Raw genomic sequence first — 505 nt, forward strand, 5'->3', positions numbered from 1 at the left:
GTTCTTTCGAACACTAGCGATTATTTCTTTTTTTGAATTCAAAGCTTGTTAAAAAACTCTAATTCACTCGGTTTTGCTTGGTAAAATCATAAATTTTACTTACTTATCTAGTTTTCAATGTACAAAAATTTCATGGTGGAGACTAGCGGGATCGAACCGCTGACCTCCTGCGTGCAAAGCAGGCGCTCTCCCATCTGAGCTAAGCCCCCATAAAACTTATTAAAATCAATGGTGGGCCTAAGTGGACTCGAACCACCGACCTCACGCTTATCAGGCGTGCGCTCTAACCAGCTGAGCTATAGGCCCATTCTCGATGTGAATACTCCAATGAGCATTCAAAACTGAATACAATATGTCAATGTTATTCCTGCATCTTCGTAAGAAGATGTTCCGAATATATCCTTAGAAAGGAGGTGATCCAGCCGCACCTTCCGATACGGCTACCTTGTTACGACTTCACCCCAATCATTTGTCCCACCTTCGACGGCTAGCTCCATAAATGGTT

The 505-nt window shown here is 42.8% G+C and carries 2 tRNA genes and 1 rRNA gene; all 3 read right to left on the reverse strand.

What is annotated here, in order from left to right:
• Positions 1–133: 133 nt before the first annotated feature.
• Positions 134–209 (reverse strand) — tRNA-Ala (locus BTJ66_RS13450).
• Between the two features lie 20 nt (positions 210–229).
• Positions 230–306, reverse strand: a tRNA-Ile gene (locus BTJ66_RS13455).
• A 100-nt stretch (positions 307–406) separates the two neighbouring features.
• A 16S ribosomal RNA gene (locus BTJ66_RS13460) occupies positions 407–505 on the reverse strand; the annotation flags it as partial.

It is taken from the genome of Staphylococcus edaphicus, assembly GCF_002614725.1.
Classification (GTDB): Bacteria; Bacillota; Bacilli; order Staphylococcales; family Staphylococcaceae; genus Staphylococcus; species Staphylococcus edaphicus.